The organism is Dapis hubbardiae BLCC-M172 (assembly GCF_050016015.1).
Classification (GTDB): domain Bacteria; phylum Cyanobacteriota; class Cyanobacteriia; order Cyanobacteriales; family Microcoleaceae; genus Trichodesmium.
Map to the genome: position 1 here is coordinate 6,215 of NZ_JBNHEQ010000151.1, position 8,581 is coordinate 14,795.

At 35.5% G+C, this 8,581-nt stretch carries 8 protein-coding genes; 3 read left to right on the forward strand and 5 right to left on the reverse strand.

Annotated elements, in window-relative coordinates:
• Positions 1 to 183 precede the first annotated feature (183 nt).
• Complete coding sequence (locus ACP6PK_RS13220) at positions 184 to 720, forward strand: hypothetical protein (protein ID WP_426560002.1); 537 nt, start codon at positions 184 to 186, stop codon at positions 718 to 720.
• A gap of 274 nt (positions 721 to 994) precedes the next feature.
• On the opposite strand, the gene ACP6PK_RS13225 is transcribed toward ACP6PK_RS13220, so the two are convergent.
• From ACP6PK_RS13225 to ispD, 4 genes are all read right to left on the reverse strand, one after another.
• Positions 995 to 1,264: a sensor histidine kinase gene (locus ACP6PK_RS13225; RefSeq protein WP_426560013.1), complete on the reverse strand. Its 270-nt coding sequence runs from the start codon at positions 1,262 to 1,264 to the stop codon at positions 995 to 997.
• Positions 1,265 to 1,282: 18 nt separating this feature from the next.
• Positions 1,283 to 1,498 (reverse strand): hypothetical protein, encoded by a 216-nt coding sequence (locus ACP6PK_RS13230; protein WP_426560003.1) that lies wholly within the window; start codon positions 1,496 to 1,498, stop codon positions 1,283 to 1,285.
• A gap of 60 nt (positions 1,499 to 1,558) precedes the next feature.
• Positions 1,559 to 1,708 (reverse strand): hypothetical protein, encoded by a 150-nt coding sequence (locus ACP6PK_RS13235; RefSeq protein ID WP_426560004.1) that lies wholly within the window; start codon positions 1,706 to 1,708, stop codon positions 1,559 to 1,561.
• A 717-nt stretch (positions 1,709 to 2,425) separates the two neighbouring features.
• Positions 2,426 to 3,112, reverse strand: a complete 687-nt coding sequence (gene ispD / locus ACP6PK_RS13240; protein WP_426560005.1) for a 2-C-methyl-D-erythritol 4-phosphate cytidylyltransferase — start codon at positions 3,110 to 3,112, stop codon at positions 2,426 to 2,428.
• A gap of 88 nt (positions 3,113 to 3,200) precedes the next feature.
• On the opposite strand from ispD, the gene ACP6PK_RS13245 reads away from it, so the two are divergent.
• Entirely contained in the window at positions 3,201 to 4,166 is a 966-nt protein-coding gene (locus tag ACP6PK_RS13245; protein ID WP_426560006.1) for a glycosyltransferase family 9 protein, read from the forward strand.
• 789 nt (positions 4,167 to 4,955) lie between these two features.
• On the opposite strand, the gene ACP6PK_RS13250 is transcribed toward ACP6PK_RS13245, so the two are convergent.
• Positions 4,956 to 5,432 carry a CRR6 family NdhI maturation factor gene (locus ACP6PK_RS13250; RefSeq protein ID WP_094672767.1) on the reverse strand — a complete coding sequence of 159 codons (477 nt, stop codon included), beginning with the start codon at positions 5,430 to 5,432 and terminating at the stop codon, positions 4,956 to 4,958.
• A 1,192-nt stretch (positions 5,433 to 6,624) separates the two neighbouring features.
• Here ACP6PK_RS13250 and ACP6PK_RS13255 point away from each other — a divergent pair.
• Positions 6,625 to 8,581: hypothetical protein (locus ACP6PK_RS13255; protein ID WP_426560007.1), on the forward strand; the 1,957-nt coding region annotated here is incomplete at its 3' end.

An 8,581-nucleotide genomic window follows, 5' to 3' on the forward strand; every position in this document is an offset into this window, starting at 1 on the left:
TAGACTTGATCAAGATTTTTCTTCACATAAAGTTCCCTCTAAACAGAGAAGTTATGTATTTGAGATTAAATCAATTTTCACCTTATTCCTTCTTCCTTATTCCTTCTTTATTCTTCCTTATTCTCAGAATATAACATAAATTAAACCTAGAATAAATCCTCAAATCTATAAACCAATAATTAAATGCTAAGAGAATTTATTGTATACGCTTGTCCAGTCGGTCAACTTAATAATCAACTAGAGAAATATTTCACTACTACTTGTACAGAATGTGGTGAAAATGCTGCTCATAAATATATGCCTCACTGTACCTTGACAGGTTTTTTTCAGGATCAATTAACTGCCGTTCCAATTTATATTCAAGCTTTAGAGAATGCTTTCAAAAATGGTTTACCAACCCGCCCAAGTCAACCCATTATTGTTGTCGATATGGAGTTAAAAGCAGATTTTCATTATCTCAAAATAGAATCAATTTGGATAGAAAAACTTATAGCTAACTTTGCTAATATTGCTAACTCACCAACTCGTACTAATCAGTTACGCCTCAAAAATAATTTACATCTCAGTTTAGCCTACAAATTCCCATTAGAACAACAACAAATTCTCGCCAAAATAGCAAAAAAAATTATCAATCCTCAAGCAGAAGTATCATGGGAATTAAGATTATATGAACGCCATCCCAATAACTCTTGGACTTGTCATCAATCTTGGAAACTTTAACCTCTTTTGTAGTCAGCATTCAGCTGTCAGTTACAATAGTAGAAATATAGTTATTATTTTCACCGAATAAAAATTATAATTCTATATGTAAAATTTGTAGAGTTCACAATTAATCTAGACTTCATCCCTGAAAAACTTACAAAAAATTTTTTTGCCATCTCTTGGTATAATTCCCTATTGCCTGCTTATAAATTGAGGAATTCCTGAACAATTTATTATCCTTGTATCTGGAGAATTTTCCAATGGTTAAGTATAGCAAAAGTCCCATGATTGATTAATTGGGTATTTCGATTATCAATGTACTTCCTTTCCCTATCTCTGAATGACAGAGTAATTTTCCATGATGTTTATCTTCAATAATTTGCCGACAAATAGATAAACCTAAACCCCTACCTTTTCCAACTGGTTTAGTCGTGAATAAATAGTCAAATATTCGTTCTAAATTTTCTTGAGATATTCCAATTCCATTATCGGCAATTTTGATAATTATATTATTCTCATTCGCTTCTGTCGTAATTTGAATTAAATTATTTTTTTGAGCAATCTCTTCAAAAGAAAGTAATCAAGGACTTTCTTTTAAAGCATCAATTGCATTAGCAAGTAGATTCATAAATACTTGATTAAGTTGTCCGGGATAGCATTCTATTGTAGGGATTTGATTATATTCTTTAATAATTTTTATTTCAGGTCTATCTGAATTTGCTTTAAGGCGATGTTTAAGAATCATTATTGTGCTTTCTAATCCTTGATGAATATGATAAGCAATTTTATTATTCAAATCATCCCTAGAAAAAGTTGTTAAACTTCTACTAATTTCCTGGAGACGAGTTGCCCCTTATTACATAGAATAAATCAACTTTTGTATATCTCCACGGAGATAATCTAATTCAATTTCATCTATTTCATTTTGAACTTTTCCGACAGGATTAGGATATTCTTGTTGATAAACTTCTATTAATTTAAAAATATCTTTGAGGTAATCATTCATTGGTTCTAAATTACCATTTATAGCGTTTCTCAAGCTTATGAGGTACACAAGCTCTTTAATTTCTTTTTTATTCCCTATTCCCTCCATACCTATTCCCAGTTAAGTGTTCCCTAAAACCTAGAATTTTGTACCTCACATCTAAGCTTTCCTGTATTGCCAGACCAAAATCTTTTCCCTACTTCCCACTCTCTATTTCCTACTTCTTTACTGAAAAATTCAGGTATAAAGCCTGTCCATTCATGGATAAAAGCGGTCGTTTTGCTGCGCGACATGTTTGCGTAGCATTCCGTCAGGAAATGTGGAGCAGTCCGTAGGATGAGATGCTGAGTAAACCTAGCCATAATCCAATCGACTAATACCATTTCTCAAAAACCTTGCTATATTTGATTAGGTTTGGGTAGGGACGTTGCATAAGGCCGTCCGTACGGGAGTGTGGGAGGTGGGGGGTAGGGACGTTGCATAAGGGCGTCCGTACACAGAAGAATAATGAACATTAACTGACTAATAATTAGGTAATAATTTATTTTATCTGTGTTAATTACTTGATAACTGAAGTGTCACTCAAGTATAGCATTAATGCATGAGAATTGGTATAAGAGAAGAGAAAAAATTCCTTTTAGGCAATCCTCTTCTTTATAAGAATTATAAGAAGAGGTAATAATTAATAATTAATAATTAATAATTAATAATTAAGAATTAATAATTAATAATTAATAATTAATTTTTGAATGCTTCCATCAAAATAAATTCTGCTACTTTTAAATCCACAGGAGTTGTCACCTTTAAATTAGTCTCCTCTCCCTCCACAATTTTCACAGGTAAATCACATTTTTCAAATAAAGCAGCATCATCAGTAACCTCCCAACCTAACTCACGCCCCTTCTCATGGCATTCCTTCAACAAATTCACCTCAAACCCCTGGGGTGTCTGAGCAGCCCACAAATTGCGACGGTCTGGTGTATCCTGAATTAAACCAGATGGATCGACCACCTTAATTGTGTCCTTAACTCTCACAGCAGCAATTAAACCAGGACACTTCAGAATCTCCTCCGCACATCTATCCAAAAGTTCAGGAGTCGCCAAACACCTCGCCCCATCGTGAATTAATACTTGTTCCGCTGCCGATGGCAAAGCCTGTAAACCTTTATAAACAGACTCCTGACGAGTTTCCCCTCCCTCAATTAACTCTATATTCTTGTCAGTAGACAAATCCGAAATACTTTTTTGAAAATCTGGAAAATCAACAGTTTGTCCAATAATACCAATCCAAATAATATGATGAGATTTTACAGCAGCTTCAAGAGTCCAACTCAATAAAGACTTACCCAAAAGAGTCAACAAAAGCTTATTTCGAGAACTTCCCATCCGTCGCCCCATACCAGCAGCAGGAATTAATAAATACATTTTGTGTTAAAGCTTTCCTATAAATAATTAAATCTAGCTATATACTCTACTTAAAATTGAACTGATAATTAACTTTAATTCCTTAAACATGAGAATACTTGCCCTTGTCCCTGGTGGAATAGGCGACCAAATTTTATTCTTTCCTACTCTGGATGACCTTAAACAATCCTATCCAGAATCTCAAATTGACGTAATTGTAGAACCTCGTTCTAAGGGTGCATACCGAGTTTCCAAGTCCGTCCGGGATGTCCTAACCTACGACTTTAAAGATGCCAATAGTCTTGCCGACTGGGGAAATTTGTTGGGTATTATGCGCGATCGCGAATATGAAGCGGTAATTTCCCTGGGACAACGTTGGACAGTTGGCCTATTGTTATGGTTAACAGGAATTCCTAAACGGGTGGGTTATGCAGGTAATGGGGCAATATTTCTCTCTGACCCTATACCCCTAAAAACTGAACAATATGCTGCTCAGATGTACCATGACTTGTTGCAGGGGATGGACATTACCACCCCTTTCAAGGGAATATCAATTAATGTCCCCAAAACAGATATTGATGAGGCCGAAGCTGAACAGCAAAGATTAGAAGTTGCAGAAAGTGGCTATATTCTGATTCATGGTGGTTCTAGTCAACTAGCTCAGGTTAAAGGTATTGATAAAATTTATCCTACTAATTACTGGCAGGAGATTATTTCAGAACTGCAACAGAAACAACCTAACTTACCAGTAGTAATCGTAAAAGGCCCTGAAGATGCACCATGGGTTAATCAAATTAAAGAATCTTCTCCAGATATAAAAGTAGTTACTCCTAGAGATGTAGGTAAATTAGCTGCTATGATTGCTGGAGCTAATTTAATGATATGTACTGATAGTGCCCCAATGCACTTAGCAGTTGCTGTTGGGACATATACTATTGCTCTGTTTGGTCCAACTGAACCAGAAAAATTATTACCTAAGAGCGATCGGGTAGTTGCGATTAAATCTCCTACTGGGAAAATGGCAGATATTTCACCCCAGGAAGTCTTACAGAAAATTTGGGGTGGAGAAAGTTGAACTAGAGAGTAGGGGAGTAGGGGAGTAGGGGAGTAGCGGAGTAATTTTTTTTGCCCAACTATTGCCAAAAATCCTAACTTTTTGAGCGTTTTAAACTTAAAACCCCTGAACTTTTTCAATGCCCCAAAAAGCCTAAAACCTCTATTGTTAATAGTTTGAGATTTAATCAGCAAGTTCTCAGTAATAAGGAGAAATATTCTCTAGTCCCTATTCCCTCATATATTAAATCTGCTTGCTTTGGAGAGGCGATTTCCTGCGGAATGCTGCGCAAACGCGAATCGCCTCTACATCAGAAACCGGGTTTATGGAAGGTAGATGTTACTATAATTAGGCATTTCATATAAACTCGGTTTCTCTATTTTTTTTTACTACAAAAATTTACAGGACTTAAGCAAATCTACTATATATAGAGTTAAAAAACTATAACGTTATAGTTTTGAACACTATATATCTTGTCTCTGGGTAAATTCTAAATTCTAAAAATTCTTTTCTCTACTCCCTATTCCCTCATATATTAAATCTGCCTGCTTTAAAAGGGCTATTTCCTGCGAAATGCTAGTCCATTCACGTCGGCAAAAGCCACAACGCGAGTCGCCTCTACATCAGAAACCGGGTTTATGGGAGATAGATGTTACTATGATTAGGCATTTCATATAAACTCGGTTTCTCTATTTTTTTTTACTACAAAAATTTACAGGACTTAAGCAAATCTACTATATATAGAGTTAAAAAACTATAACGTTATAGTTTTGAACGCTATATATTTTGTCTCTGTGTAAATTCTAAATTCTAAATTCTAAATTCTAAAAATTCCTCTGTCAAATCATACCCCAACATTTGAGACATAGACATTAATCTGGATTTACTAGAAATATTTTGTTTATTTAACCAGTCTCTCAAAACAAAAATTTTGTGCATCAGAAATATTTCTAATGCTTCTGGATTATATTGGATACCTTCACTCCGATGAAATTGGTGGGGTACAAGCATTGCAGTATAACGAGACAGCTCTCCATCCTTCCAGTTGAGCAAAAATGGCAGCCAGGGATAACGACTATCTAAACGGATAAACCATAAACGCACTTCTGGAATTTCTGAAAGTTCCCTTGGATCTTGGGGGTCTTGTTGATAATTAATGGCAAAATTTAGCTGCTGTTCAGAAGAGGCGATCGCTCCTTCATTTAGTATTGGAGAAATTACACTTTCAGCCGGGGATAAATCTAAGTTATGGATATGTTCGGTATTGAGGGCGATCGTAATTGTCATTCTAGCTATAGATAATTTTAACGAAGTCAGAAGTCAGAAGTTGTTTTTGTAGCGGGTATGTTTGAGCAACCCTCCCAAAACATTTTCCCTTAAAAGACGGGGTAAATTACCCAATCGTGTTTGATAAATTTCTTTCTATTTTAAGAATATTGGATTAGTAAGCAACTTAGTACCTTTTCACAGAATTCAAAATTTAAAATTTAAAAACAAAAATTTGATAATATTTTATGGATGGAAAACTTTGACGCTACAGTAATTTCAAACTATTTGTGACAACTGATAACTAATAACTGAAAATACATCTTTAGGGTGAATTGGTATTAAGTTAGAGAGTATTATCCCTAGAACCTTTATTATGAATTATTGAATTTATTGAACCTGCTAATGGTAACTTATATGGCAATACTAAGTTACCAAGAAATAAGGTTAATAGCCTCCCCCTGGAAAGGAGATAAAAAAGGAAATTTCGGATTTTCTTGGCTACGGTTTCAGCTAGAGCTACTGTTTTCGGCTGTCGCCGACATGGAAAGCGGAGCATTCCGTCAGGAAATGCGGATCATTCCCTATACGAAAAAACGTAGTTCGTCCGCAGGAGGATAACTGAAATGACCCCCACTTTCATATAAACTGCTTATATCAAAGACAAATTATGGATGTTTATGTACAATTACTCTCAGATTTGCTGGAGAAAATTGAAACACAAACACCTAATCAAAATTACTGACTATCATATAGAATTTTATGGTCAGTTATGCCAATATTCGGTACAATAACGGTAAAAAATTAGAGATAAATAGTTTTTTTACCAAATAGTATAACAGGATTATCTATAAATCTCATCAGTTACACAATTAAGCATAATTTATAATAAACATCTACCATAGTAGAACAAAAAAAATCCCGATAGTTTTGGCTGAAAAAAATTTAACTGAATTCTTTTAAGATTATTCAATAGTCAAAAAAATGACTTTATAAAATATAGGTAAATTTGCTATAGTAGATAGTTTTAACTTAAACTAGCAAATCCTTAATATCTAAACCTCCCTCGTCATGCTTGAGCAAAAACCCAAGTTGAAATTTTCCTTCGGAGGTATTAAAAACATTCTGGGTGATGGAAAACGCAAAAAAATTAGTTCAGGAAATTATCCTCACTTACTGAAAAATTATTACCATTAGCAGAGTAAATTTTGTTATGTCATTAGAAAATTCACAACCAAAAAACTTGGAGGTAAGTTCCAATAAAACCTCTATAAATGGAGCAAACGGTTACAGTAGTAGTTCCGTAGTCAAAACAGAAATAGTAAATACTACCTCACAACCTTTAGAGCAAGAGGAAAACAATAGCTCAGAAGTTGAACCAGAAAAAAATTTCCAAAAATCAACAGAAACTCAACCAAAAAAAGGCCAGAAAAATTATTGGGGATGGCAACTAATTTGGTGGAGCATTGCAGCTAGCTTTGGAATTACAGGTGGTGCAGCACTTATGTGGTTATTGGTTAACCCTCCCCAACCTAACTGTGAACAAATTTCTGCATTATCAGCAGATGGAAAGCGACTTTACTGTGCCAACAAAGCTGCTGAGTCACGAAACCTAGAAGAGTTGGAAAAAGCCTTAACTTTAGTAGAAAGTTGGCCAGAAGAACACCCCCTCTATCAACTAGGTCAACAAATGACAGGAGAATGGACAAAGTTAATTATCTCTGTGGCTAATCAAAAGATTAGAGAGGGTGATTTACAGGGCGCTCTAGATACAGTAGCTAAAATTCCCAAGGATAGTCCAGTTTACAGCAGAGTAGAAGAAGCAGTAGCAGATTGGAAGAAACAATGGGCAGAAGGTCAATCTTTCTATGATAAAGCTACAGAAGCTATAAAGGCTATGAGTTGGAATAAAGCTTCTAATTACTCTCTAGCTATGTCAAAGTTAGATAATGTTCACTGGCAAACTACTAAATATAGAGAATTATTAGAGCGCATTGTATTAGAAAAAAAAGCTTGGCAAATTCTTAAAGATGCTCGTTATTTGATATATAGAGAAACAGTAGATGAGTATGGAGAAGCGATCGCTTTAGCTAACAAAATAGACCCTAATCTCTACATTCGAGAAAAAGCTGATAAAGATATGCAAAAGTGGGGTCGTAGTTTAATCAAAATTGCTACCGAACGTATAGAAGCACAAGATTTAAAAGGGGCAATAAGAGCTATTGAATATATTCCTTCAGGACATAAACTGAAAAAAGAAGCTGAAGACTTAATATTACTAGGTCATGCTCAAGCAGCAACTTGGAATAAGTCTATGGGAGGGTCTCAAATTGCAAATATGGTAGCTTTGATGGAAGGAAAAGCAGCAGCAGATCAGATTACTTCTGATAGTCCATACTATCAACAAGCTCAAACTCAAATTAAGCAACTCCAACAACAATTAGACAATTTAACTCATATTCAGCTAGCCAACGCGATCGCCAGTGTTGGTCAACCAGCAACATTACAACTGGCCATAAACCAAGCGCAAATGGTTGGCCAGAAACAACCAAAGCGAATTCAGGCTCAAACCTTGATTGCTAAATGGCGCAAAGATCTACTCAAAATAGAAGACCGACCTTATGTGGCTTTAGCTAAACAATTAGCTAAACAAGAGACAGTTGATAGCTATAATATGGCGATTAAACAAGCTAGTTATGTTGCTTTGGAGCGTCCACTGAGAATAGAAGCTCAAACCCTAATAGCTGAGTGGAATAAACGAGTACAAATTATTGAAGATTCGCCATTATTAGCAGAAGCTAGAGCTTTAGCCAAAGAAGGAAAACTTGGCCAAGCTATTGATGTTGCATACCAGATAGAAAAAGGTCGTGCTTTGTATGACGAAGCTCAGGATGAAATTTATAAATGGAATACAGAGTTACAAATTGCCCAAGATCGGCCAATTCTTAACGAAGCCTATAGCCTGGCCAAACAAGGTAGTCTGACTGCTGCTATTAACACAGCTTATCAAATTGGCTATGGGCGCGCTCTGTATTATGAAGCTCAAGATGCTATATCTCGTTGGTCGTCTGAACGAGATGCAATATGGGCAGCACAACAAGCTGAAGAAGCTAGGAGACAGCGTGAATACCAACAACGTATTAGAGAGCAACAAAGGTCTTATTCTCCAG

Excerpts from the sequence above, each read along its gene's own strand:
- ACP6PK_RS13220 (WP_426560002.1), top strand. The coding sequence starts at position 184 with ATGCTAAGAGAATTTATTGTATACGCTTGTCCAGTCGGTCAACTTAAT.
- ACP6PK_RS13235 (WP_426560004.1), bottom strand. The coding sequence starts at position 1,708 with ATGAATGATTACCTCAAAGATATTTTTAAATTAATAGAAGTTTATCAA.
- ispD (WP_426560005.1), bottom strand. The coding sequence starts at position 3,112 with ATGTATTTATTAATTCCTGCTGCTGGTATGGGGCGACGGATGGGAAGT.
- ACP6PK_RS13245 (WP_426560006.1), top strand. The coding sequence starts at position 3,201 with ATGAGAATACTTGCCCTTGTCCCTGGTGGAATAGGCGACCAAATTTTA.
- ACP6PK_RS13250 (WP_094672767.1), bottom strand. The coding sequence starts at position 5,432 with ATGACAATTACGATCGCCCTCAATACCGAACATATCCATAACTTAGAT.